This is a genomic window from Longicatena sp. (assembly GCF_982403165.1).
Genome location: NZ_CEVYEL010000027.1, coordinates 1 through 26,028, shown reverse-complemented (window position 1 = coordinate 26,028; position 26,028 = coordinate 1). Strand labels below are relative to the sequence as shown.

Annotated in this window: 17 protein-coding genes; 2 read left to right on the top strand and 15 right to left on the bottom strand. The window is 38.4% G+C overall.

Annotated features, from left to right (window positions below):
- Positions 1-7 precede the first annotated feature (7 nt).
- From AC1VS3_RS07465 to AC1VS3_RS07450, 4 genes are all read right to left on the bottom strand, one after another.
- A complete protein-coding gene (locus AC1VS3_RS07465) occupies positions 8-874 on the bottom strand; it encodes a carbohydrate ABC transporter permease (RefSeq protein WP_008687174.1) in 867 nt (288 codons plus the stop codon).
- A gap of 12 nt (positions 875-886) precedes the next feature.
- Positions 887-1,768, bottom strand: coding sequence for a carbohydrate ABC transporter permease (locus AC1VS3_RS07460; protein WP_008687172.1), 882 nt, complete (start codon positions 1,766-1,768; stop codon positions 887-889).
- Between the two features lie 73 nt (positions 1,769-1,841).
- Complete coding sequence (locus AC1VS3_RS07455; protein ID WP_008687170.1) at positions 1,842-3,176, bottom strand: carbohydrate ABC transporter substrate-binding protein; 1,335 nt, start codon at positions 3,174-3,176, stop codon at positions 1,842-1,844.
- A gap of 141 nt (positions 3,177-3,317) precedes the next feature.
- Entirely contained in the window at positions 3,318-4,409 is a 1,092-nt protein-coding gene (locus AC1VS3_RS07450) for a radical SAM protein (protein ID WP_481275568.1), read from the bottom strand.
- Between the two features lie 240 nt (positions 4,410-4,649).
- Here AC1VS3_RS07450 and AC1VS3_RS07445 point away from each other — a divergent pair, with 240 nt between their 5' ends.
- Complete coding sequence (locus AC1VS3_RS07445) at positions 4,650-6,101, top strand: arylsulfatase (RefSeq protein ID WP_008687165.1); 1,452 nt, start codon at positions 4,650-4,652, stop codon at positions 6,099-6,101.
- 42 nt (positions 6,102-6,143) lie between these two features.
- Here AC1VS3_RS07445 and gnpA read toward each other — a convergent pair whose 3' ends face one another.
- A complete protein-coding gene (gene gnpA, locus AC1VS3_RS07440; RefSeq protein ID WP_008687164.1) occupies positions 6,144-8,306 on the bottom strand; it encodes a 1,3-beta-galactosyl-N-acetylhexosamine phosphorylase in 2,163 nt (720 codons plus the stop codon).
- Positions 8,307-8,543: 237 nt separating this feature from the next.
- Here gnpA and AC1VS3_RS07435 point away from each other — a divergent pair, with 237 nt between their 5' ends.
- The gene (locus AC1VS3_RS07435; protein ID WP_008687162.1) at positions 8,544-9,392 is read left to right on the top strand and encodes an AraC family transcriptional regulator; all 849 of its coding nucleotides are present in this window, start codon (positions 8,544-8,546) and stop codon (positions 9,390-9,392) included.
- A 35-nt stretch (positions 9,393-9,427) separates the two neighbouring features.
- Here AC1VS3_RS07435 and AC1VS3_RS07430 read toward each other — a convergent pair whose 3' ends face one another.
- The 10 genes from AC1VS3_RS07430 to AC1VS3_RS07385 all read right to left on the bottom strand — a co-directional run bounded on the left by AC1VS3_RS07430 (position 9,428) and on the right by AC1VS3_RS07385 (position 25,935).
- Positions 9,428-10,579, bottom strand: coding sequence for a D-alanine--D-alanine ligase family protein (locus AC1VS3_RS07430; RefSeq protein ID WP_026006742.1), 1,152 nt, complete (start codon positions 10,577-10,579; stop codon positions 9,428-9,430).
- 69 nt (positions 10,580-10,648) lie between these two features.
- Positions 10,649-12,220, bottom strand: a complete 1,572-nt coding sequence (locus AC1VS3_RS07425; RefSeq protein ID WP_008687158.1) for a Mur ligase family protein — start codon at positions 12,218-12,220, stop codon at positions 10,649-10,651.
- Positions 12,217-12,930 carry an alpha/beta fold hydrolase gene (locus AC1VS3_RS07420; protein WP_008687156.1) on the bottom strand — a complete coding sequence of 238 codons (714 nt, stop codon included), beginning with the start codon at positions 12,928-12,930 and terminating at the stop codon, positions 12,217-12,219. The genes AC1VS3_RS07425 and AC1VS3_RS07420 overlap by 4 nt, the downstream gene beginning before the upstream one ends.
- Before the next feature lie 126 nt (positions 12,931-13,056).
- Complete coding sequence (locus AC1VS3_RS07415; RefSeq protein WP_008687152.1) at positions 13,057-14,424, bottom strand: HAMP domain-containing sensor histidine kinase; 1,368 nt, start codon at positions 14,422-14,424, stop codon at positions 13,057-13,059.
- Positions 14,424-15,083 carry a response regulator transcription factor gene (locus AC1VS3_RS07410; protein ID WP_008687150.1) on the bottom strand — a complete coding sequence of 220 codons (660 nt, stop codon included), beginning with the start codon at positions 15,081-15,083 and terminating at the stop codon, positions 14,424-14,426. The genes AC1VS3_RS07415 and AC1VS3_RS07410 overlap by 1 nt, the downstream gene beginning before the upstream one ends.
- A 266-nt stretch (positions 15,084-15,349) precedes the next feature.
- Positions 15,350-18,658: a thioester domain-containing protein gene (locus AC1VS3_RS07405; RefSeq protein ID WP_481275567.1), complete on the bottom strand. Its 3,309-nt coding sequence runs from the start codon at positions 18,656-18,658 to the stop codon at positions 15,350-15,352.
- The gene (locus tag AC1VS3_RS07400; protein WP_117548146.1) at positions 18,652-19,536 is read right to left on the bottom strand and encodes a class C sortase; all 885 of its coding nucleotides are present in this window, start codon (positions 19,534-19,536) and stop codon (positions 18,652-18,654) included. Before AC1VS3_RS07400 ends, AC1VS3_RS07405 begins: the two co-directional genes overlap by 7 nt.
- Positions 19,517-20,353, bottom strand: a complete 837-nt coding sequence (locus AC1VS3_RS07395) for a class C sortase (protein WP_481275566.1) — start codon at positions 20,351-20,353, stop codon at positions 19,517-19,519. The genes AC1VS3_RS07400 and AC1VS3_RS07395 overlap by 20 nt, the downstream gene beginning before the upstream one ends.
- A 21-nt stretch (positions 20,354-20,374) precedes the next feature.
- Complete coding sequence (locus AC1VS3_RS07390) at positions 20,375-21,940, bottom strand: SpaH/EbpB family LPXTG-anchored major pilin (RefSeq protein ID WP_117548142.1); 1,566 nt, start codon at positions 21,938-21,940, stop codon at positions 20,375-20,377.
- A 53-nt stretch (positions 21,941-21,993) separates the two neighbouring features.
- On the bottom strand, positions 21,994-25,935 hold the full coding sequence (locus AC1VS3_RS07385) for a SpaA isopeptide-forming pilin-related protein (RefSeq protein WP_481275565.1): 3,942 nt from the start codon (positions 25,933-25,935) through the stop codon (positions 21,994-21,996).
- Between the last annotated feature and the right edge of the window lie 93 nt (positions 25,936-26,028).

Here is a 26,028-nt window from a genome sequence, read left to right as displayed (position 1 = left end):
TCGTCTCCTAATCTTTCAAACCGCCAAGGCTCATGCCCTCGGTCAGTTTCTTCTGTACTAAGATGTACAAAATCAGTGTCGGAACCATGACGATTACCAAGCCGGCATACATAACACCAAAGTCTGCAGCCGCTCGCTGATCTGCCATCAAGAATTTCAAACCGACTCCCAAAGTTGAGTTGTCTTTTTCCATTAATGTAAAGGCCATGATATATTCATTCCAGAATGCTAAGAATTGGAATAAGATAACCGTAATGATACTAGGTCTGGCCATCGGTATCATAATCTTAGTCATTGTCTTAAAGTATCCGCAGCCATCAATCAAAGCCGCCTCTTCATAAGCTTTCGGCAAAGTTTGGAAGTAGCCGCTGAGCAAATAGATCGTAAATGGCAGCGACGTTGCCGCATATATCAGTGACAGCATGATTTTATTGTTTAAGAACACATCCTGTACCTGTAATGCAATTTCCCAATGGAACAGCATAACATAAATCGGTAATACAATATAGTTCGTATTAATGAAAAGTCCTGCCATAAATAATGCATTAAAGAATTTCTTTCCTTTGAAACGGAACCGTGCCAATACATAAGATGCAGGCAGTGCAACGATCAATAGGAAGAATATACTCATCGCCGTTACAATGACGGAATTCACCAGGTAGTCACCCATGCGTGCTTTTTGAAATGCAGTCGCAAAGTTTGACCATAGTACCTGTGTAGGTAAGCTCCAAGGACTGCGCTGAACTAAATCAGACTGACTCTTTACACTGGCCATGAAGACCCACACGATTGGTACGATAATAGTGATTGCTAACGCGATTAGAGCGACGTAAACAAACACTTTATATAGCGAAAATTTCTTTTTTTCTTTCATTTTGTTTACCTCCTAGAACTCTAATACGTCACGTTTTGTAATATTGTTCAAAATGCCCGATAAGGCAAATGAGAACAGGAAGATACATACACCAGCAGCCATACCATAGCTGTAGTTGCCGGCAAATGCTTTATTATACATATAGTTCAATGGTACTTCTGTGCCTAGGGAACCTTCCGTATTAATCTGGACAAACATGAAGCTTAAGTTGATCGTAGAAATAACGAAGAATGTAAGTGTTGTTCGTATATTATTCCAGATAAGCGGTAAGGTAATCATAAAGAACTGTTTGATCTTACCGGCACCTTCCAAAGAAGCTGCTTCATACAGGTTTTCCGGAATGGATGACATGCTCGCCATGTACATAACCATATAGTAACCAATTGCCTGCCAGATCAATGCTACGATAATAGAGTAATTTACAATATCCGGATCCCCCATCCAAGCTCTTGTCAAGCCACTCAAACCAATCATTTCCAAGAAGGAATTCAAGATACCATTGGATGGCTGATAAATAGCCGCGAAGATACCGGCAATAACAACGATACTTAAAATATTAGGAATATAGAAGATGACACGGAAGAAGTTCTTTCCTCTGAATTCCTCTCTTGTCAGCAGGGTTGCGAATAAGATAGCTAGTATTAAAGTAACGAGTGTTACAAGCGTAATAGTTAAAATAATATTCTGCATAGATTCGATAAATCTTTCATCAGAGAATAATACTTTAAAGTTGTCTAAAGCGACAAATGCACCGTCATGAATCAAATCTGTCTTATCAAAGAAGGATTCTTTAAAGACGGTAATCGTTGGTACAGCAATAAAGAGGATAGCCAATATTACTGCGGGCGCCAGACATCCGAAGATAAATGTACGCTGGGCCTTCTTTTTGTTCATATAGAAACCTCCAATCTTTTTAAAAAGCGATGAACTGGATGGCTCATCGCTTAATTATTACCAACTTTTTTACTTATTTAACTGGGTTAGCTTTCAGTTCTTTCCACAGTTTAATCAGTTCAGATTTCCAAGTGGCTACATCTTTCTTGCCAGTTGCGATGTCATCAATTGGTCCATATAAAGATGCGTTGAAGTCCAGTTTAGGAAGTGCTTTTTTGTCGTATGCTGCATAAGATGCACCAACGATAGTTTCCACGTTCTTTTCACTATAAGTAGCGAATGCTTTACCTAAGTCAGAGTTCTTGTCAATCTTGTCAGTGATACCCTTAACAGGAGCAACGATATCATGTTTCAACATAATTTCAGCGCCTTCTTCAGAGTAGATGAATTCCAAGAATTTCTTAGCATCAGCTGAATTTTTAGCCTGCTTAGGAATCCAAGCCTGTTCTGTAAAGGATGCAATTGCACGTTTACCATCTTTTTCGAATGCTGGCAGAGCCATAACGCCCCATTTGAATCCTTTTTCTGGAGTTGTTTTGCTCATTTCATTCTTTACCCAATAACCATTAGGCATGAACAATGCTTTACCATCAATAACAGCCTGCTGGTTGTTTGTAAAGCCATCTTTTGCGTTAGCGTTAGCTACCGTATCTTTAAACAGATAACCGTTTTCTTTAGCAACTAATTTACCAACTGTTTCAAGAATCTTTGTACCTTCTTTTGAAGTCCAAGTAGAATCATCATAAGATAATGCTTTATCTAGGATACCTAATTGTTTGTACATACCGATCAATGTGTTATCGAAGTAACCTTTTACTGGATATGTGAACAATGCTGGTCCCTTTTCTTTCTTCAGCTGATCACCTAAAGCAAACATTTCATCCCAAGTAGATGGTAATGCATATTTCTTACCTTCACCGATCAATTCAGCATTGTAGAAGAATGCACCTGGAGTATACATGATTGGTGCTAAATAGTTCTTTCCATCACCTAAATATTTAGATACGGAACTATCAGCAAATGCTTGATCAACATCTTTTGCGTTTGCGAATACATCAGAGATATCCATAACTTCGCCGCTGTTCAGCTGGCTTTCTGTGAATCCTGATTTCTGTCCTACGTTGTAGTAAACCAAATCAGAGTAAGTACCTGTAGCGTTTTCTTTATTCAAAACTGCTGGTAAGTCTTTTTCAAAGCGCATCTGAACGTCTACTTCTGGGTATTTCTTTTCAAATGCTGCTTCCAGATCCTTCCATACTTCCTCTCCGTTACCACCAGAGAATGAGTCAAATTTCAGAACTCTTTTTTCTCCGCCGGATTTGTCAGCGTCATCTTTCTTGCTGCCGCATCCTGTAACAACGCTTGCAACCATCAGGCCGGCACAAGCTAATGCTACCATTTTCTTCATAAAACTGTTCCTCCTTCATTTGGATTTGTTTTCCATACCTAAATATTACATAATGAAAGCGTTTTATACAATCCCTATATTGTTCTGTTTTTTATATTTATTGCTTTTTTGATAATAGAAACAATATTTCTTCCCTTTCATTCACTTACATTCTATTTCATATGAAATATCAGCTAAGACAATTGGTAATACATGTACTAAAAATTCCCGATACCCACAATATCCAATCGTTTCCTCTAAATAAATATCGCGTTTGCGCTTGCATCCTCCACGACAAAAATTAAGATAGGAGCACGTTTGACATTGTTTAGGAAGTTCTTGTTTTAAGAATTGCTCTGCCCTCTCACATTGTCTTGCTGACGTCAGGGAGTGAGTAGCAAGCGTTCCGCAGGCAAATTGTGGCAATGCATAAAAATCACATGGATAGATGGTACCATCTGTTTCTATGACATACTGAAATGCACAGCGTCCCAGCCGCCCACAAGTTAAGGGTAAAGAATCCATGCACATGAGATACAGATCATCAAATAAGCCGATATGTAAGGGATGCCCCTTTGAAATGCCTTGATGCCATAAGTGAAACATCTCGATGTAAAAGCGAGCAAATCCCTGTGCCGATAAATAACGATGTTTATTTGTCAAATCCGGTAAACAGGGAATCAATTGCACATATTCCATCTTATGCTGGATAAAAAAATGATACAGGGCCTTAACATGCGCCACACTTTCCTCATGCACCACACTTAAGATATTCACTTTCACACCATGCCTTTGTAATAATTCATACGCACGCAGTACACGCCAATACGTCTTTTCCCCTTGCGCATCTTTTCGCATATGCTCATGCAATGATTCATAGCCATCAAGTGATATTCCTGTTAAAACATCATGCTGTTTTAAGAAAAGGGCCCAGGCTTCATCCAGCAACAAGCCATTTGTCTGCAGGCTGTAACGTATTTGCTGTTTATGTTGTTTTTCATTCACCCGTTTGATAAAAGAGATAAAAAAAGGCAATCCAGCTAAGGTAGGTTCTCCACCTTGAAACGCAAAATGAAGACTTCCCTCATCATCTACACATGCAAAAGCGCGTGCAATGACCAGTTCCATCACCTCATATGTCATAACACCTGCAAAATCTTTGCGATGATTTGCGACATCATGGTAAAAACAGTATCCACAAGCCATATTGCAGGCCGCACCTGCCGGTTTGATTAATACACTAAGCTGTTTCATATAGAACCTTCCTTCCCTGATCTTTTCTTTTTCATGCGTATTATTTTATTACATCATTTGGTAGAATGAAATATATTTATTATATAAGATGGTCTTTTTTATGAGTATCTTGACATCTTTTTCGGCATCATTTTACAAACCGTCTGTTTTTTCTTATAATGAAGATGTTGTAGCTTACGCAAAGCAAAGTATCTGTTTATAGCGTAGCGTATCTCCATATAAAAAGTAAAGGAGTTTTCTATGAAAAAAGCAAATGTCCTCTTATTGATGTGTGATCAGTTCCGCGGCGACTGCCTATCCATTGCACATCATCCGGATGTAAAAACACCTTATTTAGATTCTTTAGCAAATGATGGTGTCTTATTTGAACAGGCCTATTCTGCTTGCCCCAGCTGTATTCCCGCTCGCGCTGCTTTGTTAACAGGGCGAAGTCAAAGAGCACACCGGCGTGTCGGCTATGAGGATAATATTCCTTGGGAATATGAGCATTATTTGGCAGAAGAGTTTAGCAATGCCGGCTATCAAACGCAATGTATCGGCAAAATGCATGTTCATCCGCCGCGGTTATTATGTGGCTTTCAAGGATTGAAGCTGCATGATGGGTATTTGGGATGTTATCGAGGCAATGATATACCACATTGGATGCATCAAGAGGTCTGTGATGATTATCTGTTTGACTTACAAAACAGTTTAGATCGTCATGCGGATGTCAATGCCAGCGGTGCTGAGTGTAATTCCTGGGTCACTCATCCATGGATCTATGAAGAACGATTGCATCCTACCAATTGGTGTGCTGATAACAGTATTCGTTTTTTAAAGACAAGAGATCGCAGTAAGCCGTTTTTTCTCATGAGTAGTTTTGTTCGTCCGCATCAGCCATTAGATCCTCCTCCTGCTTACTATGCGATGTATAAGGATAAGCAACTGCGCGAACCTGCACAAGGTGATTGGGATAATGAAGCGATGACAAAGCAATATGGCTTTACAAGTGATTCCATCTATGGTTGTAATGATGCAGCTATGCGTCATGATGCTATGGCTGGATATTATGCTTCCATCACGCATGTAGATCATCAGATTGGACGTATTCTCAGTGCCCTTCGTGAAGAAGGAATGTATGAGGATACCATCATCCTCTTTGTCAGTGATCATGGTGAAATGCTGTTTGATCATAGCCTATGGCGTAAGGTTTTCCCTTATGAAGGCAGTACCCATATTCCCTTCCTTATGCATATCGGTAAAAACATTGCGGATCTTCTTCCTAAACGCATACAGGGTATCTGTGAATTACGCGACATCATGCCAACTCTGTTAGCTTTGTGTGACTTGCCGATTCCTGAAACGGTGGATGGTCTTTCCTTGTATGATACGATTTTGCATGATACAGAAATCAAACGCTCTTATTTGCATGGCGAACACAGTTTTCATTCGGGATTCAGTAACCACTATATCGTAACGCCAACAGACAAATATATCTGGTATAGTGAAACTGGCAGGGAACAATATTTCCATCTCGCCAATGACCCAAATGAAACACACGATGCTCTTCATGATGTACAATACCAGCAACGCATTGAGCAACTGCGTAAATATTTAATCGCTGAATTAAAAGATCGAGAAGAAGGATATAGCGATGGTTCTCGTCTATTTTCCGGTAAATGTGCCAAAACCATCTTACAACAAAAGTATTAAAAAATGAGGGAGTGACTTATCTTCACTCCCTCTTTTTTATCATCATTTTATCGAAAACCAACGAATTTCCGTGGCCGCTAGGGTAAGAGCATAACTTTCCCTATCTGTATATACCGTAGTCGTCTGTTCTTCATATGTGTTATTCACGACACAATAGCTTTGGGTATTTGGATATACATTGACCTCCACATTAGGATTTTCACTGTACCATGTCTTGATTTCATCCTCTTTGCCAGCCGCATAAAATAAACAGCGATATAACAATCGAGCATTTTCAAAGCTGAATGGCAATCCGCGCAAATAAACACTGCGTCCCTTTCCATACGTATTGGCCGCAAACATGATATTATGACGGTCATCTTTTAAAACCGTGGTTCCATTTAATGCATATATATTTTTTACTTCTTCACCAAAATCGATCGTCTCAGCAAAGTTCTCCGTTAAGAAATGCTCTTTCTCTTCCCAGTTGTATTTATCCGTAGACAAAGAGAATCCTAATTCTTTATCGACGCCTAAGACATCATAGAGTTGGAAGAAATGACCATTGCGCTGATAAGCTGTTGGCTCTCCAACACCGATAAAGCCGCCACCGTTGTATACAAAGCGACGCATTGCTTCGATGATACGTGGGTCAGCCCAATACTCGCCACCACTATAGGCAGTATAAGCGTCTCCGGCATTGATAATAACACCGGCATCATCTAAAACATGCGGATCCTCTAGAATATCATCAAAGCTGATGAATGAAACATCAAATGGCATACCGCTTAAAGCCTCTAATACACCGGAATAAGAATAAATCTCTTTATACCATAATGCATGCGCCACCATATGGGTACCCCAGCTGCGCACCTTTCCCCATGCATTTAATATCGTCACTTTAAATGGCATACAATAAGGCTTTGCCCCATGTACATGATCATATAACTCACGGAATTCATCACAAACATGTGTGATATACTCCACAAAATCAGGGAACTGCAAAGCCAGTTTCAAATAACCGCCATAACCAATACGATCCAATGGAGAACGTAAAATAGCACGTCTTGCGGTTACCCAATTGACCTTAGCTTCCTGAATAGGATCGCCGCCTTCACAGAAGACATCCGGGAAGAAATATGGTAAAAATCTTCCTTCGGTATACTTCACACCAGGAATATCCGAAATCAAACGTAAGGTCGTACCATTGCCAACAGAACCAACAACAGCATCAATTCCTAAGTCCTTGAAATATGGTCCAAATGGTTCTGTACCAATCCAATGATCGCCCAAAAACATCATGGCCTCTTTTCCTTCTTCATGCGTAATATCGACAAATTGTTTTACCAGTTCGGCAACCTCACGCATCTGGAAGTTCATAAAGTCTTTATATTCTTTCGTAGGTACGCAGAAGGTTGAATTATGGTAGCCTTGCGAAATGATATATTCCGGACGGAATTTGTATCCGACTTCCTTTTCAAATTGTTCCAAAATATATGGGGATACACTGGCACTATAACCAAACCAATCCACAAATTTCTCTTTTGCTTCTTCATTAAACATCAGGGTAAACTGATGGAAAAACGTTGTATAACGAATCACATCGACTTCCGGATGTTCCTTACACCATGAACGTAATTTTGCTAAGACATACGCTTGCGTTTTCGGCTGACGAACATCATAGGTCATCTGATGCTCCTCATCTTTCCAATCATTGGTTATCGCATTATACATATGTACTGGATCCCATATTACAAAAGCCAGAAAGCTTACGGTATAAGCATGAAAAGGAATTGCCTCTTGAATGACGACCTCACCACATTCTTCCTCATACAGCCATTGTCCATAAGGAATGATGTCACCACTTGTACGATCAATTACTTCCCACCAGCGACTGATGTCATCAATCGTATTAACTTTTAATTGTTTTTCGTAATAATGTTTCATTAATGGAATGCGTAGAGTTGAAGTGGATGCTGTCATGAAATCACTCATCAGATACATCTGCTGGATTTCTTCCGGATGTGCTGTGGCCCATGCATTATCTTTGCGGGTCGTATAATAAGTCGCATACTGTTTCACATCCAAGTCACTCAATTCCTTTGGCATGTTGGTACCATCGCAATCGCGAATGGCGTCTGCGCCCCATAAATCAATGATGCGCAGGGTGTCTTCAATTACATCTACATCGGTCGGCACGGTTACACGGCCTTTGTTCGTTTTCATAAACGTCCTCCTTGTGTTATCTGACAACATTGTATGTATTCCCTATAGTCTTGTCAAATGACCTAATCCTTCATTTTCTCCATTTTTGTAACAAGATTTCTAAAAAAAGAATCGATTTATCGAGCTTTTTCCTCTTCATTTTGATTTTTTTAGATATATTGGCAAGTTTGTTTTTTTAACAATATCTTGTCAACTATGATTTTTTTCTATATAATGGTAAAAAAGGGAGGACAGATCATGAGTATTCAGCGTTATCAGATGGAAGATGTGCCTCGTTTAGATAAAATGTCTTATCGTCTTTTGTATATTTCTACATCACGCTATGAAGGGGACTGGCACAGTACGCCACATGCGCATCATTGCACCGAACTATTTTATGTAATCCGCGGCAAAGGAAGCTTTCTTGTCAATGATAATGTGTTCGATGTATGTGAAGATGACATGATCATTGTCAACCCAAACGTCGTACATACTGAGATGAGTCGTGGTGATTCCCCATTAGAATACATCGTATTGGGAATTGAAGGATTGCAGTTCACCAGCTTTTCTGAACAAGAAGATGAAGAGGAAGAAGAAAAAGATTATAGTGTACATAACTATTATGAATTTAAGCATGAAATCCTGTTTTATTTGAAGACCTTATTACAAGAGATGGAAGAAAAAGACAACAACTTTGAAGTTGTCTGTCAAAACTTATTAGAAGTACTAATTATTAATATGGTTCGTCGTACGAAAGCAAATTTGTTGATTGCGCCTGCAAAAAAAGTGGCCAAAGAATGCCGCTTTGTGGAACAATACATCAACAATCATTTCCGTGAAGAAATATCCCTCGAATTACTAAGTGAAAAAGCCTTTATGAACAAGTTTTATCTCGTACATGCTTTTAAACAATACAAAGGAATCTCTCCCATCAACTATTTGATACAATTGCGAATCAAAGAGGCGAAAGAGCTTTTATCGACAACCAATTATTCCATTTCCCAAATTTCCGAATCAAGCGGGTTTTCTTCCCAATCCTATTTCTCACAAGTATTTAAGAAAGAAACCGGCATGACGCCGAATGAATATCGAAAAACCGTTCACTAACCTATGTACAGATGGTAAAACACCATCTGTTTTTTTTACAATTGTTTACTGCCCCCTTTTGCCTGCAATTGTAATACATTTGTATCAAAGCTCACAATGCGCTTTTCTTCTCTACGCCAACGTTTCATGCCTAACTGGATCAGTTCCTCTAACAGTTTTGTAAAAGTCAGACCACTGGCTTCCCATAAATAATACGCTAAAGAACCCGGAATAGAATTAATCTCATTGACATAAATATCTTTCGTATCCGCATTCATCAAAAAGTCAATACGGACAACCCCTTCCGCCTGCAGCGCTTGAAAGCTTGCCAATGCATAGGACGTGATTTCTTGCGCTTCTTCTTTTTCTAAGGAAGCCGGTACGCGACGATTGGTACCAGCCATTCCTTTACTTTTCGCATGTCCTTCATATTTGTCCTGAAAGGATAAAATTGTATCCTGTTTTACAACTTCTTCTAGGACACTGCATTTGGCATCTTCCATATCCCCTAACACAGATGCGTTTATTTCTCTTAATGGGGTGATCACCTTTTCAATGACGATCTTATCATCATATTGAAATCCCTCTTCCATCGCTTTCTTTAATTCCTGCGCATTTTGTACTACCGCAATCCCAATACTACTGCCAAGATTGCTTGGTTTTATGATCATCGGATAGCCAAGGCGCTGTGCTTTCGCAAAGAATGCTTCCTCTAATGGCTCTTGTTTCCACCAATAAAACCATGGTACTAAAGGTAACCCTTGATCTTGCAGGATCATTTTCATAGCTACTTTATCTTGTCCTAAAGCACCGGATAATACACCACACTGCGCAAACGGTACATGCAAGGTCTTTAAAAAGCCTTGAAAGCTTCCATCCTCTCCGTTTGTCCCATGTAAAATCGGCAGTACAAAGTCAATTACGCGAGATGTTTTCCAAAAGTGATGTTTTTTCCATTGCATCAACACCCGTTGATGTTCACGTACAAGCTGAACTTCATAATTTTCCTGCGTAACCTTTGTTAAATCTTGAAATACCTCCGTTTTTTGAAATGAGGCATCACTATACATTCTTCCATCCTTGGCAATATATAAAGGTACGATTTCATAAGCATCTGGAAAAGCCGCAATTGCCTGCATTGCTGAAAGGATACTGATCTCATGCTCAACGGAAACACCGCCAAAAGCTATGGCAACACTTAATTTCATAACATCCATCCCTTTCCTATTCGCATATTTCAGTCTATGCAATAGCAGGATAGGCGTTACGCAATCCGCTTAGTGGTTAAAAGCGTCCGGCAAATCATTTTCTAATAAAACATAGGCGTCCTTTTCTTTAATCTGTTGTAAACAGGCAAAGGCTTCTTGAATATTCGTTACGACATGCAATCTTTCTATCGGAAACTTCTTAGCGATTAAGCCTTTTTTTATTTTTTCGGTCTGTGTTGGGCCTACCAATATAACATCATCTACACATGCAGCCATATAAGCTCCCAGCAGTTCATTTTCTTTATCCTGTGCATACCCCAAGTCAATCAGACCGGGGGTAATGATGATACGCTGTTGGGGCATTTCTCTTAACACATCCAACGCATAACGAGCCCCTTTAGGATTGGCATTATATGCATCATCAAGCAGTGTATAATCCGCCATCTGTTTCTTTTCTAAACGATGGGTTACATAAGGCAGCTGTTCACATTGCTTACCCAAAGCATCCCAGGACATTCCTAATTGATGTGCTACCGCAACCCCACAAGTGATATTCATCAGATTATGTTCCCCTAACAAACGGGTATGAAAAACATGAGCAACGGCCTTATGCGTAATGGTAAAACGGCTGCCTTCTTCATCATAAGAAACATTTCCATACCGATAATCTGCTAACATATCCTTACCAAACCAGATGACACGGCAATGAACACGTAATGGATAAGAACGTATCCATTCATTATCCGCATTTAAAAATCCTATTCCCTGTCTGCCTAATTGCTCAATCATCTGCATTTTTTCATGCAAAATGTTTTCCATACTATGAAACGTAGCCAAATGCTGTTGGCCAACGGCTGTTACAATACCATATTGGGGTCTGACAAACTTCATCAGCTCTTCAATCTCATGAACATGATCGGCTCCCATTTCGCATAGAAACAGCTCATGCAGTGGCTGTAGATATTCCAAGATGGTCTTTGTAATTCCCATGCGATTATTATAGGACTGTGGAGTCGCCAAGGCATACCAATCTTCTTTCATCAGCTGGTACAATACATTTTTCACACTTGTTTTCCCATAACTTCCTGTAATACCTATGATACAAAGATTTTCATGATCCCGCAGTTTTTTCGCTGCTTTCTGCATATAAGACTGTTGGATAAAGCGCTCGATAGGTAACATGATACATGCCGATACAAGAATAAGCACCCATGGCAAAAAGTAGAGGTATGGCGTAAAGAAAATCTGCCAAAAGATATTGCCATACTGTTGCAATACCCATAAAATCACAAACATCAGGAAAAGTTGCATCCCATATAACCGTTTTGCTCTTGGCGTAAATACCAACGGCTTGCGATATTCACTTTGTTCTTCTTTGCGCCACATCAAGTAACCATATATCAATAGCAACATGCTTAATAACAGCTGGGGAAATTGATCGTTTGAAACAAAAAATAAACCATATATCAAAAAAAGCAACAATACTGTCTTCACCAAATGTTTGCGCAGCACATATAACTGTTGTTTCAGCCATGGCAGATAGCGATCATTGCGATAGCGATTTTGCTGGAACATATGCAGACTTTTTTTCAAGGGCACAAGCACAAAAAACAGATAACTACATAGCATGAAGGTTTTCATGAGATGCCCTCCAGAAAAGCATCCACAATAGCCTTAAAGCGAAGACTTTGATGAAAGTATGCAAAGTGATCATCTTTGGCTAATGTCACAAGGGTCGCATGCGGCATCAATGTTTCCATCATTTTTCCCATCCATAAAGGCGTTTGTTCATCTTGTTCCCCCCATACTAAAAGCGTTTCAACTTTTATCTTCGCTAATTCCGGTGTAATATCATCATTCACACTTTTTACCAGCACACTGCGCATGATATCACTAGCCTGTTGATAATCAACACTGCCCATTTGTATCTGACGATGCCATTTTTTCATGAACTTATAACTATACACACGGATATAATAAGAAATCCCATGTTTTTTACGTATGCCGGCAGCTCCGGTTAAGATCATTGCCTGAAGCGGATATTGCAATGCATAATGAAATGCGATGCGGGCGCCAAAGGAATGGGCAATAATGATCGGTTGATTTATTTCATAGTAATCACATAGCTCATGCATGGCACTCGCATATTCCTTGAGGTCCCAAGCATGATCGGGTTCTTCACTTTCACCAAACCCCGGTAAGTCTAAATTGACAACTTTATAGTGCTCACATAAATGATCTTGGAGAAATTTCATCATATAGGCATTTTGGCCCCATCCATGTAAGAGGAGAATGCCCTGCCCTTCTCCTTTTACGGTGACATTTAACTTACAATTATGAATCCTGCACATACACATCCTCCATTCGTTTCAGTATATGAAAAAAGGAACATGTTTAGACAATATTTTCTTATCCATACGAAAAAAACTCTATGAACATATCGTGTTCACAGAGTTTATTTTCACACAAACAAATAATTATCGTCCTTTTTTAGTTTCTGTTTTGGGTTTATTAATACGGAAAATAACACCATCGGCTGTATTTTCTCCACATACCTCATAATGATTCGCGTTAACGACTTTGGATACGATACTTAATCCTAAGCCAAACTTACCGCCTTGCCCTTTTTCATATGGTTTAAAGAGTACTTTGATACGATCTTCATCCATACATGGACCATCATTGGCAATCGTCAAACCTTCTTCTTCACTCAAGTGAATGTCGATGGTCGTTTTCGCATAACGCAATGCATTTTCTAAAATATTTTCCACGGCAACGCGCCAAGGTTCGGCCAATCCATCAAACCACACTTCTTCCAAATCTGTCTGAATGGTGATTTCCGGCTTTATGAATTTGGTATTTTGCACAACTGTTTCCACGATTTCCTGCATATTGCTGGAAATACCTTCACAATCCTGTGAAATCAGATATTCAACACGATTCATGAACAACAAGGAATGTACTTTTGCCTCTAAACGATCCGCATTTTCAATGATAACATCAACACTTTTCTCCAAGGTATCGTATGGATAAATACCATCCTTGATACTTTCTCCATAAGATTTAATCGTCGCAATCGGTGTCTTTAAGTCATGTGATATATTGTGAATCATTTCTTCCTTCGTCTTTTCCTGACGCAATAACTCATCTCGCATGCTGACCAGAGCATCCGCCAATTCCCCGATTTCATCCTTGCGATTTACATGCAGCTCGGCATCTTTTCCCAGTTTCACACGTTCAATATAATTACGTATCTGATTCAATGGATGAATGAGCGTAATGACCCACATCATTAATACGATAAAGAAGAAACCAACGACGATTACCGTGATATAGACAACACTGTTTACTAAAACATTTTCCAGCTTATCCATATTATCGCTATAGGTTTTAGAAATCAAATACTGTTTATCTGTGATGCGCAAAATACTGTAATAAGAATCCAGATCATTGCTGGCATTCTTAAAGATTCCATGATATTTTTCCAAATTTCCTCGCATGACCTTAAGCAAATCATTGCGAATCTGTTCCCATTCCCGACTGTTTGTATCAATATTTTTTTCTGCCGGGGCAATCAAGATAGGAGTATCGCCATTTTTGATCATGACCGGATAATTTTCAATATTACTGGCATTGCTGTACGCATCCAGCGTTGCATTTGCACTGATCAAAGTACTTTGTGTATCATCTAGCGATTTAAATATCTGTTCTTTAATTGCGTTATTAACACTGCCATTGACATATACAAAGAAGAAGACCGCAAAAAAAGTAACGAAAAAGAAAATCAGCGCAAACAGCTGTTGTGTTAAAGACAGCTGTTTAATGAATTCATTAAAGCGTTTCATTAGCCTAAACGATAACCATAGCCATAAATCGTATGAATGTTCAGATTCGGCAGTTTCTTACGCAAGCGACGCAGCGTATCATCAACGACACGATCACTTCCATAATAGTTTTCTTCCCATACATTCGTTAAGATGGCTTCACGGTTAAATGCCATACCTTTATTTTTAATAAACATCATTAACAAATCAAATTCCTTAGTGGTTAAATCAATTTCTTTTCCACCGTCAAAAACCTTGCGTTGTTCTTCATCAAGTTCATACCCATCTACCATGATGCGGTTATTATCATTACGATAGACGCGCTTCATCACATTGTTCACACGTAAAACCAATTCCTTTGGTGAAAAAGGTTTTGTGATATAATCATCACTTCCTTTTTCCAATCCAATGATACGGTCAAATTCTTTATCACGTGCTGACATAAAAATAACCGGGATATCTTTTCCCTGTAAACGGATTTCTTCAATTAAGTCAAACCCGCTCTTATCATCCAGCATGATATCCAAGATCCATAAGTGTACATCATCGTCACCGACATGGGCACTGGCCTCTTCATACGTATAATAGGAACGAACCTCATAGCCTTCTTTTTTTAAATATTGATTCACTAGGTCGTTGATTGCTTTTTCATCTTCGACCACACAAATTACTTTTTTCATAAGACTTCACCTCTTTCCTTTATTTTAGACCAAATTATGTGAAAAAAAAAGGGATTTTGAAATGTCCCTTAAGTTTCACATAAAATAACATCAGTTTTTATGGTTTTTCCTATAAATCAAATAGCCAAAAGCATAAAACATAAAAAAAGTCTTTTTTTTATCCTATTTTCCCTATTTATAGAAAAACTTCAAAATACCACATCACCCCAAGGTGAATGCCCCTTTCATTCACCAAATATAGATGATGTGTTTTGTTTTTTCTATACTTACAGATGCTTTCTTTCCCTTTGCCATTGTCTCCACCCAAATCCTAGTAGCATTAACATACCGCCCCAAAGAAGATAATGGTTTTTTCCTGTAAATCCGGTATCTGGTATGGTCTGCTGTTGATAATTGGGCAAATGATAAGATGCTGTGGAAGATTCTTTCTTAAAGGCTGGAGTACCCGTAACATTCCCCACGATTCCCGTTACTTTAAATTCTTTTTCTTGTGTATCATAGCATAACTTCCACGATCCATCCGGCAATAAGTATCCACTCGGTGCTTTGTATTCCATCAACCGATATTCTTTATCTATGGAGAGTTCCGAAAATGTCACATTTCCATCGCCTGCTGAAATCACACGTTTCTTAGCCTTCCAGCAAGCAGATGAGGAAATCAAATTACCATTGTTGTCGACCTTTAATTGCTCATTTGTATGATCATGAGAAGTACTTGTACAGTTCAATTCATAAATGCCAAAACTTGCATTTGCTAAGGGGACATCATTCATTGTCGTTTTGGTAAAGGTAAAATCAGCTGTCTTCTTTATCGTATTCATAAATATCACATGATTTTCGCCCTTTTCAATTACACCATTGATTTTATTATCATAATATATTGTTTCATCATTCACTTTTATGGATACGTTATAGTTATTACTTTGTTCTGAATCTAGTGTTTCCTGAATAAAATATTTCTCATTAACATCAATCGAAGGAAAGACCAGTTTTTCTTTATGCTTTAATTCGGCATTTAAAATACCATAAGAAGTGGTGATATCTTTTTGCTTAGAACCATCGGCATTATATATTGTAGCGCTATATTTCTTTGAAACGGCATCTTGGAACATGACTGTAAACTTAAACGTTTCATTTTGATTATCACCGATTACCTGTTTTTCAATTTCTAAAGATGTCGCTTTTTGATCCATTACTTGTATAACGGTTTGTTCCATAAAAAGACCTGCTACATTTTTACCATTCAAGTTAAATTTGTACATAGTATCTGTGCCGCTATAACGTTGTTCTACCTGAAGTTTTCCCCAACCGCTATCCGTTTGTAAAAAGGATGGACCACTCTCTACATCATAAATCCCATCAGTATTGCTAGCGTGATATTTCAAATTCGTGGTTTGCGGTTGTTTTATATACGTACCCGTAAATGTATCTGCGGTTGATAATTGCATTTTCATATCTTGAAGTGTCGTATCGATATCATCTGCTTGCGCATAAAGTAGAAAGCTTGCGATGACATTTTTTATATGCTTTTTCACAAGAATTCCATCATCTTGTTTTTTTGCATTCGCAAACACGCCTTGATCCGTTACCTTGATTTCAACGATTTCTTCATTCAAATCATAGCCTAGCGGAGCTTTCGTCTCCATTAAATAATATGTTCTTCCACTTAACAAAGGCTGATTTTGCGCTCCAAAGCAGGCCTGCCCCTTCGCATCTGTTGTTTGCTGCTCATAAGGGATATCCTTAACAATTGTGATCGTACCATTTTCATTCTTAATATTGTCTTGGTCATAAAGCGTGAATTGGGCATCGGCTAATGCTTTGCCATCCACATTAACTTTTTCAACACTGAATTGGTTTCTTTTGTTTGTTAAGACAATAGTAGAGGAATAGCATACCTCATCTGGCAATTTGGAAAAGCCATTCAAACAATTGCCCGCACGATCACAAAGTCGTATGTAAGTATCATATCGTGGAAGAGGTGGTGGTGTTGGCATGACTTCCCATACCATATTCGTGCTGGTGTAATTGTATGGCAAATCCATGATTGCCTCATACGTATTATCTGCTCCTAAGGATAATACTATTGGATTAGCCTGATATGCCTCTGCGTACTTACCTTCGCCCTGTGTACTGGTACTTTTCCATGTTTTTGATGTTGTTTGATAGAGCAACCTTCCTGTATCCGTATCTTCAATAAAAGCAGCCACATTCGGGTATTGCGCCTTGTTATTATCAATTTCGCTGTTCTTGTTAAAACGGATCTTTTGTTTCACTTGTGTGATAGCACCACTTTCCCATTGGTTCTTCACAATAAAATATGGATGATCTGTATCACCGATAAGTGCTAGATGTACATCCGCTGCTTTTTGATAACCAGCAGGAGCCTGTTCTTCTTTTAATACATAATACTTACTTTTGGCACGTAAAGCGGCTAAGGTTAGATCGGTATTCACGTTAGGATCTACGCTAATGTTACCTTTTGTATCGGTGATGCCTGTAAATACAGGTGTATCCTGCTGAATCGCATAGGAACTATCTGCGACATACAATGAATAGGTCGCATTTGCTATTGGTTTCCCTGTATCATCAATCTTTTTTAAATCCCATGTTTCATAAGGCTTTATCCAATTTACATTTAGATTTAGCGATACAAAATCCGTAACCGTAATCGTTCCTTCGGTCTGATTATTTCCACCAGGCGAAAAAGCAAGTGGTGCATATCGGTATAAATTTTCGCCCTTCAAATTCTTATACTGTTTATTTTCTAAATCTATGCGCTTAGTCTCTAAATAAAAACTCTGTCCACCATATACCGTTCCGGTTCCACCCGTCTGTGTTTGCCCTGTTGTTGTGTTATGAAGTGTTACCCCATCTTCTAATGGAATATATACAGCAACTTTGCTTACCGCTTGCAGCGTAATCGTATTGGTTCTTTGTATTTTATTGTTTGGATCATAAGTAGCTTGTAAGGTATCATTGTTAAACTGCAAGATATTTGGTGATGGATAGCTAGTAATTAGATTATATACGCCTCTTAATCCAATACCATGCTGATCCCACCAATCAAATCCATGTCCCCCATACAAATCACCACTATAAGCATAGGATGCCAAAATATGGGTGTAAAGATAAGCAATATCTTCCGTTTCCGTAAGGAATACAGATTGTCCCGCACCCCCATAGGCATAATATAAAACTTTTAAGAGATTATCATTATTCACTACCGTCGTCTCATAATTACCATTAGGAGGTGTATTTTTACTTGCCTCCAGACAATATGCAAGTTTCCCGTCAATGGTTCCCATGACCGTACTCCAATTGCCTAACCAGGAAGGATAATAAATCTCTCGAATACGTACAAAGGAGGAAACACCTCGTGGTTCAGCAACAGCCACGTTTTTATCTGTATCATCTTCTCCATCCTTTTGCTTTACTATCGCATGTTTCTGTCCATCTGTTGCCATGTTCTTAGTGGTTGGTTCCTCACTTTTCGCAAAAGCGATATGATCCATAGTAGAAAAAGAAAAAAGCAATAACATAGCAAAAAGTATTCGTTTCCATTTTCTTACCATCTCTTACCTCCTCTACTCTCCTTCGTTCTATGCTTTTTTATTGAAATACATCCTTTTCGTTTAGCACATAACAATAAGAAGATTACAAAACCACCTAGCATACTCATCGTATGAAAAATCTGTTCTTTTTGAATCCATTCTTGACTTGTTTCATATACCTCACTACGTTGTTTAATAGTTCCTTTATGCTCCCCTTTTCTTTCACAGTACACGACATAACGCTGGGTATTGTTCGGATAAGGATGACAGGTGATAAGCGTCACCATATCGCTAGAATCTACAATCTTTACCGCATCAATATCTTTGGGAAAGATGACAACAATTTTCCTTACCGTATACGTTAATGTACGCCAAGGATTGGTGATATGAATATCATCATTGATCTTTAATTTTTCTATATCGCGAAACATAGATGCTCCAGCATATCCACCCCGATGTGCAGCAATAACGCTATTTGTATTTTCGCCACCTATCGGCATACTCGTTTGCGACAGGATTGCAGCGCCTTTGGCGAGATGCTCTTTGCTGGCACCGATGTACAAAGGCAGCTTAATCTTCATGCGTGGTATTTCAAGATAGCCAAATACATTCATAGGAAGGCTTGCCATCTCTTTCGAAAAGATGTTTTCCTCATAACTCCAAGCATCCTTCAGTCCAATCTGTTTTTCTTCATAAATTTGCTTATTATAACGTTCTACTTTCAAATACATATTTTTCGTAATAAGCTTTTTATTCGCTTCAAAGCTATCCAGACATTGTCTAGTTTCCATGCGAAAAGATAGATGTTTCATATCAGGATATAACAACAAAGCAAAGCCGCCGATACATAGCAAGATGGCTAAAAAAGCTGTTAAATAGTTAATGTTTCTTTTTTTCATATGCCCGATATCCTTTTTTTAATGCGAAGAAAGCAATACCACCGACAAATACAATCACATATTCCAATTTCCAATTATTTTCTATCCTAATTTCCTTTTCTTGCTCATTTTTATACGCAATACGCCTTCCCCTTACCAATAAGCGATGTGTATTTACGCCATAGGGCGTACAAGTCATTAATGTGATCAGATCTTTTTTACTCTCAAAATGAATGTACTTCATATCCTCAGGTTTGATTATTTGAATATCATCAACTTCATATGCATGCACCTGATCCAGTACATGGATATAAAACAGATCATGTTTTTTCAATTCATCCAAGCGTGAGAATAATTCGGCACTAGGTAAGCCTCGATGAGCGCATATCATCGCATGGTTCCCTTTTCCTCCAATCGGAAGAGATGTCATTTCCAGATGGCCGCCTCCCTTACGCAATACCTTTTCTGCCGTTCCATGATAAATCGGCATATGAACATTCAATTTTGGTATACGAAGATAACACATGACACCATCTTCGCTAAGCCGCAAAACATCTTCATAATTGTTCGGTAAGACAAAACCGCTCCCTAAAACAAAGGGATCATGTACGGGTTGTCCTATTAAATTCTCATTATATATCTTAGCTTTTTTCCACTCTTTTTCTATTTCCTCTTTACTTGCAGTATTCATTTTCGCATCATAGGTCTGTATAACATTCCATTGCTTTTTTTCTGCGATGTAATTGCTAATAGCGGGATATAGAAAAATGGCAGCACCTGTAATAAACAATATTACAGGTGCCAGGAAATAAACACGGTTCCATCTTTTTCTCTTCATTCAGATAAAACCTTAAAAAGCTTAATGAAGGTTACTTTCTTTTTTTCGCATCGTGATCACAAGCGTAGCAGCCCCAATCATTAATCCCAATCCTAAGATGGTAAACAACATGGTGCCCATACCACCTGTCACTGGCAAATCAAAGCCTTTTCCATTTATGACCGTAAATTCTAAAATAATATCATTGATTTTCACTTCTTCACCTAATTGGATAGAACCGGTCTTAGTAACACCAGAACCAGCATCCAACATACCGTTTGGTTCACTGTCAATCAACGTAAGGGTGATTTCACCATTAGGAAGCACATAGCCGCCATTTGGTGCCTTTGTTTCTTTTAAGATAAATTCACCTGTTGCGATTCCTTCCACCTGCAGCGTACCGGAAGCCCCAGTTGTTAATACTGTTGTTTTTCCTGTTTCAGAAGCTTCTGCTAAACGGTATTCACCATCTGCCATTTTGATAAAGGATAATGCCTCGCTTCCATTCTTTTTCTTTACTTCAAATTCTGCACCTTGCAGATTCGCATTATTTTCTCCGACCTTATGTAAGATAAATCCATAAGAGCGTGCTACGACCTGAGTACTGCCTCCATAATTGAAAGGACCATTCACAAAGGCATTATTAATCAAGGCATATTCAACATTCTTATTCACTGTTCCCGTATATCTCAAATATACCATTTCTCCACCATGGGCAGCTACGAAAGCATCCTCAAAACGTACTGAGAAAGTTGCATCTGCAGTTGGCGTTTCATATTTTGTAAACCCTGTTGTAAGCTGCGTTGTGCAAGCTTCATCTGCATATACTTTTACATCCTTGTTATATGTCAAACCTTCTGGAAATTTATCGCCAACATTGACATATCTGTTTTCAACATCTGGTGTATAAGCAGGGATCGTGGCACTGATCGTATACGTAAGCTTCTGCCCCACTTCAACTGTCTCATCATCAATTGTTTTATCAATCGTACCATCTGAAGACTTTAAAGATACGGTAGTGTTTTTCAGATTCCAAACTCCATTGTCAAACGTTGGGGTTAAAATCGCTGTAGTTGGCTTATAAATACGAGAAGAATATTTTCCCGGTGCGGATGGCTCTGGTGTAGCTAACACAAGATATCCCCCCATGTTAGAATTCGGAAATGCTACACTACCATCTGATTTTTGCGATGCGGTTACCCCTAAATCTAAAGTACCATTTCTAATATCTTTTGCCATGGTCTGCCAGAATTCATCCTGTTTTGCAGTATCCATAGAACCGTTAAATTCATCCGTTACAGCATTATGGATATCACCAGTTTTCGCTATGTAATTTGTACCATGGGCATTATCATATGCTTTTACCCATTCCATAACATCCGGATGCCATAAATACATAGGATTCTTTGGTGTATTGGTTGTACTATCTACATCCACACCGATAACCTTATATAATTCAACATTCGTATCACCTTTTATACCTGAAACAGTAATCATAGCTGTTGAAGATGGCGTAATAGCAGCTTTTACATTACCGTAGCCAATTGGCACAATCATGAGTAACATAACAAATATTGCCATCATTTTTGTAAATTTCGTTTTCATCATTCCTTACCTTTCCTTTCTGAATAATTTGTATGATCTAAAACATAAATTTGTTTTTAGCCTCCCTCCCTTCTGGTTCGATAACGGTACATCCCAAAACCTCCAAGCATTAGAAGAATACCTCCTATTACATAAGCGATTGTATTTCCGCCATGCCCTGTGGAAGGCAAATCATTAGGCTGATAATTCGGCAAACGATAGTCTGCTGAAGACATATTTATTTTTTCAAAGGCAGGAGTACCTGTCACTGAACCAACAATTCCGTTCACGATAAATTTCTTTGTTTGTGTATCATAGGATAATTTCCATTGCCCATCCGGTTGTAAATAGCCGCTAGGAGCTTTATACTCTATCAAACGATATTCCAATTGCGTGTTTAAGTCATGAAATAGCACTTCTCCCGTTGCGGCAACCGAATTCGTATCGGCAAACTTCTTCCAGCATTTTTCGGTAGTATCTTTTAGCTGTCCATATTGATCAACCGATATCTTTTCATTCGCATGATCATGTGTATCCTCTGTGCAATTCAATTCATAAAGTACAAAACCTGCTCCTGCTAATGGCACTTGCTTATTTGTCGTTTTTATAAACCGAAAGTCTGCTTTACTATGAACCGTATTTGTAAAAACAACTAAATTTTCTCCATACGCAATCGTTCCGTTGATTGACGTCTGTTTTTTAACTTCGCCTTGATTTACTTGCACTGATACGTCATAAGAAGCAGGAATATTGATTTCGGCAATCTCATAGCTTGTCTGATAGTTCATAGTAGGTATTCGCAATGTTTCTTTATCCTTTAAAGAGAAAGTTGCTTCTTTGTCGATTGTCATTGTCTGAATTAGATTTCCAGAAGCATTATAAATTTCAGCTGTATAGCTTTGTGCTTTAGGCTCTGTGAGTTTGATCTTAAATGTAAAGGCACTTGACGTCGCTTCGCCATCCACTTGTTTTTTAATTTCAAGTGAAGATACTTTCTGATTGGTAACCTGCACAATTGTCTGATCTTTAAATGAACCTGCAACATTTGTGCTATTTAATTTTTGTTTGTTTGCATTTACCGAGGCGCTGTCATGTTCCAAACATTGCTGCAGATTTAAACGGCTCCATCCCACATCTGTTCCTAGATACGCTTTTCCTGTGATGCTATCATAACCAGTTGCTGTATATTGCAAATGCGTACTATCGGGTTGTTTGTTCCATGTGCCATCTAAATTATCGGTTGTTTCTAATTGCATCTTTAGACCATGCAAAGTAGCATCGATACCATCTGCATCGGCATATTGCAGCATGCTGCTATACAAAGAATCGATGCCTTTTTTCACATAGATCCCATCGTTTTCTCTATTCGCATTTACCGATACTCCATTCGTATCGACAACCACCTTCACGGCGAGATCATTTTTCACATAGCCAGCCGGTGCTTTGGTTTCGATGATATAATATGTTCCCGCAGAAACGGCAAACTTCGCACCTCCGCGTAATGTCACACCATCCAATGCTTCTGTAAGATTTTTCGTGGTGACTGTTTGCAAAACTTTCGCTCCACTATTGATCGTATAGGTTCCATCTTCCTTAACGTTTAGACCACTTTCTTCATACATCGCAAATTCTGCTCCCGTCAATGGCTCTTGAGCAGCATCAAGTTTTTGAACAAGTAGGGTATCCGCAACATCAGTAATCTGGAGTGTAGCTCCATATGTATAAGAATAACCGGTCGCCACATCTAATTCATCTATTTCATATGTATAATTTATTTCATCAACACTACTTTCCATACTATAATAATATGCAATTTTAAAATCGGAACCACCGGCAAAATCATACGCATTGATATTTCCCGGCAGCGGAATATTTTTTCTATTTTCCCCTGTCATTCCTTTTTCAACTAGCACATTAGGATTTTTACGGATAGCTGTTTTTAAGGAAGTAAAACTACCATCTTTTGTTACTTTCCATCCATCCGCATCGTTTCCATACACCGGTTTCCACACACCATTATCGTTTTTCATAACGACAGCAAATATGATACCGGAAGATAATGTTATATACGTACTATCATAATTCAAGGAACTGCCATCTATCTTCTTTATCGTCTTCAAATTAAAAGTAGGAGCTATGTTTGTTCTTGCAAATGCACCACTATTCCATTGATTGTTCACCTTTAATGCATAGTTACTGCCGGCTTTTACGAATTGCAATTGTATATCCTTCGTTTGGCGATATCCTTGCGGCGTTCCTGACTCTTTTAAGACAAAGTAATTGCTAATGTTTTTTAAGCTTTCTAATGTGATTGGATTGCCTTCATCATCCATAAATGCCGCATATCCATTTTTATCTGTAATAATTTTGCTGACTTCATTTAATGTCTGATAGGAAGCATCTGCTTGATACAAGGAGAAAGTAGCATTTTCTAACGCTTTGCCATTTTCGTCCGTTTTTATAAGAGAAGTTTCTGTTTTAGGTATTAAATTATATCGTAAACGTAAATTTGCTTGTGCATGTCCTCTTTCTAAGTAGAAAAATTTCAAAGTATGTATGGTATCATCCGCAAATGTATTGCCACTAAAGCCGGTAGTGGTTGCTTTTCCTGCTGCTTCAAAAGCTGCTTTGATTGTTGTTCTTTTATCAAAATTGGTACCTATATTTCCATAGACTCTAACCTCACCTGTTTGGAAATTAATATCTAAATTCGTTGCCGCATGACAGCCACCAACATCCCCAACAAGTACACCATCGATAAACACCCATACATCATCATCTCCCATAAAGCTATATGTCACAGGTTTCCCTCTGTTTGTACCTCCTTTTTGTTGCACAAAGGATGTCGTCATGGTAAGCCCAAAATAATGATTTAGTTTTGCATCTACTTCAGATAAGATTTTTGAAGATAGTTTCCCATTCGTTTCTTGAAACATATCCGATGCACTATTGAGTGGAAAAAATTGCCCACCTGATAAGCCTTTATTCTCTTTCATAGCTGGCGTATCATATAACGTAAAGGTTTTTTGTTGTTTATTAAGCTCGGCAAAGTTTTCATCACTATTGTATGAATAATAACCATCTTTATCGATTTGCAATAATCCTTTCACATTTTCATATGATTTTTTTCCACCTGTAAAAATATTATTATTTAGATTGGCAGGGTCAAATAAATAATCAAGTATATCAAAGTCTTGTACAAAAATATTACTATTTGTGCTATCCTTGTCACCACTTAAGCTAGAACTTTTTAATCTAGGGTATCCATCCTTATTGGTATTCCCATTTTTATATAAGACATTTTCAACAATTCCTTGTTTCGGGGTAGAGGAACTATCCGTTGTATTTGCCCAACCATAATTCGAGCCGATTCCAAATAGCAATCCATGACGAACACCAACATCTACACCTTTAAAGCCATTGATGCCATATAAACGATATTCCTCTTTAAATATATTATCGGGATCATTTTCATTCGTTATCCAATAATCAAACAGATCAATTTTTGTACTTGATGGGCTAATTCCCTTAATCGTATGATCTGCCAGCGATTGCAACGCGATGTCGGTTTCTTGAAAACAAACAGTACAGGACAATTCTGCGGCTTCTTCTGATAAATGATACGTTGGATCAACAATCGTCGCTGAAATAACATAATTTCCTGTCCAGATAGGTTCTGGTATCTCGGTTACATCCCATGCTATTTTAAGTGGTTTTTGTCCACCATTCTCATGTACAAGAATTTCAGAAGGCAGCAACGTCAGTAACTGACGGTGTGATATCGGATTCTTTTGACTTGCCCCTGACACAGGCAATTCCCAATCTTGCTTTTCCGTTTTAACGATATTTACATCCTTTGGCCAACTCCATTGATAGATCATAGAGGTCGTGGTGCTAACATCTTCTGTCTCACTGGCATAAAGTACATCAACTTTTGTAAAATGAGTCATCGCACAGACATCTGCTAATAATAGAAAAGAACAAAAACCTAATAGCAATTTTTTAATATTCTTACTCATAAAGCGTCTCCTTTCTCACGTTTTACAAACGATGAAGTAAACCTTTTTATGCCATTACATTAAAGAATATATACAAAATCGTATACGATATCG

Bases quoted from the DNA above. Each gene is read 5' to 3' on its own strand.
- AC1VS3_RS07410 (WP_008687150.1), bottom strand. From the start codon at position 15,083: ATGAAAAAAGTAATTTGTGTGGTCGAAGATGAAAAAGCAATCAACGAC.
- AC1VS3_RS07460 (WP_008687172.1), bottom strand. From the start codon at position 1,768: ATGAACAAAAAGAAGGCCCAGCGTACATTTATCTTCGGATGTCTGGCG.
- AC1VS3_RS07455 (WP_008687170.1), bottom strand. From the start codon at position 3,176: ATGAAGAAAATGGTAGCATTAGCTTGTGCCGGCCTGATGGTTGCAAGC.
- AC1VS3_RS07450 (WP_481275568.1), bottom strand. From the start codon at position 4,409: ATGAAACAGCTTAGTGTATTAATCAAACCGGCAGGTGCGGCCTGCAAT.
- AC1VS3_RS07420 (WP_008687156.1), bottom strand. From the start codon at position 12,930: ATGTGCAGGATTCATAATTGTAAGTTAAATGTCACCGTAAAAGGAGAA.
- AC1VS3_RS07445 (WP_008687165.1), top strand. From the start codon at position 4,650: ATGAAAAAAGCAAATGTCCTCTTATTGATGTGTGATCAGTTCCGCGGC.
- AC1VS3_RS07385 (WP_481275565.1), bottom strand. From the start codon at position 25,935: ATGAGTAAGAATATTAAAAAATTGCTATTAGGTTTTTGTTCTTTTCTA.
- AC1VS3_RS07465 (WP_008687174.1), bottom strand. From the start codon at position 874: ATGAAAGAAAAAAAGAAATTTTCGCTATATAAAGTGTTTGTTTACGTC.
- AC1VS3_RS07415 (WP_008687152.1), bottom strand. From the start codon at position 14,424: ATGAAACGCTTTAATGAATTCATTAAACAGCTGTCTTTAACACAACAG.
- AC1VS3_RS07400 (WP_117548146.1), bottom strand. From the start codon at position 19,536: ATGAAAAAAAGAAACATTAACTATTTAACAGCTTTTTTAGCCATCTTG.
- AC1VS3_RS07425 (WP_008687158.1), bottom strand. From the start codon at position 12,220: ATGAAAACCTTCATGCTATGTAGTTATCTGTTTTTTGTGCTTGTGCCC.
- gnpA (WP_008687164.1), bottom strand. From the start codon at position 8,306: ATGAAAACGAACAAAGGCCGTGTAACCGTGCCGACCGATGTAGATGTA.
- AC1VS3_RS07435 (WP_008687162.1), top strand. From the start codon at position 8,544: ATGAGTATTCAGCGTTATCAGATGGAAGATGTGCCTCGTTTAGATAAA.
- AC1VS3_RS07390 (WP_117548142.1), bottom strand. From the start codon at position 21,940: ATGATGAAAACGAAATTTACAAAAATGATGGCAATATTTGTTATGTTA.
- AC1VS3_RS07430 (WP_026006742.1), bottom strand. From the start codon at position 10,579: ATGAAATTAAGTGTTGCCATAGCTTTTGGCGGTGTTTCCGTTGAGCAT.
- AC1VS3_RS07395 (WP_481275566.1), bottom strand. From the start codon at position 20,353: ATGAAGAGAAAAAGATGGAACCGTGTTTATTTCCTGGCACCTGTAATA.
- AC1VS3_RS07405 (WP_481275567.1), bottom strand. From the start codon at position 18,658: ATGGTAAGAAAATGGAAACGAATACTTTTTGCTATGTTATTGCTTTTT.